This is a genomic window from Streptomyces cinereospinus, from assembly GCF_042430725.1.
In the GTDB taxonomy this organism is placed as follows: domain Bacteria; phylum Actinomycetota; class Actinomycetes; order Streptomycetales; family Streptomycetaceae; genus Streptomyces; species Streptomyces cinereospinus.
Genome location: NZ_JBHMCY010000172.1, coordinates 1 through 1,530, shown reverse-complemented (window position 1 = coordinate 1,530; position 1,530 = coordinate 1). Strand labels below are relative to the sequence as shown.

The window sequence follows — 1,530 nt, the reverse complement described above, 5'->3', positions numbered from 1 at the left end:
CAAGGCCGTGAAGTTTGCGGTTGGGGCGGGCTGTCAAGGGCCTGCGGGCGCGAGGATGTTGATGCCGGTGGTGGCTTTGTAGCTGGTCCGGTCGATACGGGGGCCTCGGGCCTGGTACTTGGAGATGGCGCGTTTGACGATGCGGGGGCTGACGCGTAGTCGCCGTGCGGGCAGCAGGTTGGCCAGGACGTGCAGGCCGATGGTGCCGACGAGATCGATGACCGTGTCGGCGATGACGCCCGCGGCCTGGATGACCAGGTCGCGGGCGGTCTGCCAGGCGATGCTGAAGCTGGCGCGGTCGGGATCGGTGCCGTCTCGGGTGCTGGTGGCGTCCGCCATAGCGGTCCGCAGCAGCTGGTAGACCACGAGCAGGGCGTAGATCTCCTGGTCGATGCCGTCGGGAGTGCGGGCCCGCAGGACCCGGCCGCCGAGGATGGTCGACTTCAGTTCCAGGTAGGCCGTTTCGATCTCCCAGCGCTGGTGATACAGCGTGGTCAGTGCGGCTGCCGGGTGGCGGTGGTGGTCGAGCAGGGTGGTGGCCAGCCGATAGAGGCCGGTGTGTTTCCCGGCGGTGGTGGTGATGGTGATCTCGCAGTCGATGACGCGGACGCGCAGGCCGCCCAGCGCCGAGAGGTAGGAGCCGTCCCGGTAGCGGGCCAGGACGGGCATGCGGCGGCCGTTCTTGAGCCGGACCAGGACCTCCGCCCCGGTGGCCGCACTATCGGCCACGAGCTTTTGAGCGCCGAAATTGCGGTCGGCGAGCAGGATCATCCCGGGCCGCAGGCTGGGCAGCAGGCGCGGGGCGTAAGTGGTCTCGCCCGCGGTCGTGGGGCCGAATACCGCGTCGATGAGGGTGCGGGTGCCGCAGGCGACCAGGGCGAGCAGACGGACCTGCGGGTATCCGGTCCCGCCGTGGTTGCCGGCCTGCTTGGTGAACCTGGTCATGACGGCGGGGGTGTCGGGGACCGTCAGGACCGTGCCGTCGAGCGCGACCACCAGCAGACCGTGCCAGCAGGCCCCCGGCCCGTGCCCGGTCGCGACCGGGCCCCGCAGCAGGTCGAACAGCCACCGCAGCGGTTTGCTGCCGACCCGGCGGCGGGCCTGAGCCAGCGCACTCGCCGACGGCGCGACCACCGGCAGACCGGCCAGCGCCCCGGTGAGCTTGCGCCACACCCCCGGATAGCCGGTCTCCGGGAACAGGCAAGCGGCCAGGACCATGTACACCACCACCCGGGAGGGAAGATCCCGCAGCCGCGACTGCACGGCCCTGGTCGCGCTCAGCGCCGCATCGACCATCTCGAAGGGCACCAGCTGGGTAAGTTCGCCCAGATGACCGGGCGCAAACCGGCCTCCGGCCACCGTGACGGTACGCGTGATGGCACACTGTTCGGACAGCGGAGCCTCCGGTCTTGTGAACGGCTTGTCTTGGTCGACTGCCAGTTCTACCGGGGCTCCGCTTCTCACGTCCGACGAAACCGCACCTCAAAGCCCCCTGGACAACCCCACCCGAGCCATAACTTCACGGCCTTG

The 1,530-nt window shown here is 69.8% G+C and carries 1 protein-coding gene; it reads right to left on the bottom strand.

The window, feature by feature from the left end:
- Window positions 1–33: 33 nt before the first annotated feature.
- Window positions 34–1,359, bottom strand: coding sequence for an IS4 family transposase (locus ACFF45_RS35345; RefSeq protein ID WP_381351137.1), 1,326 nt, complete (start codon window positions 1,357–1,359; stop codon window positions 34–36).
- Between the last annotated feature and the right edge of the window lie 171 nt (window positions 1,360–1,530).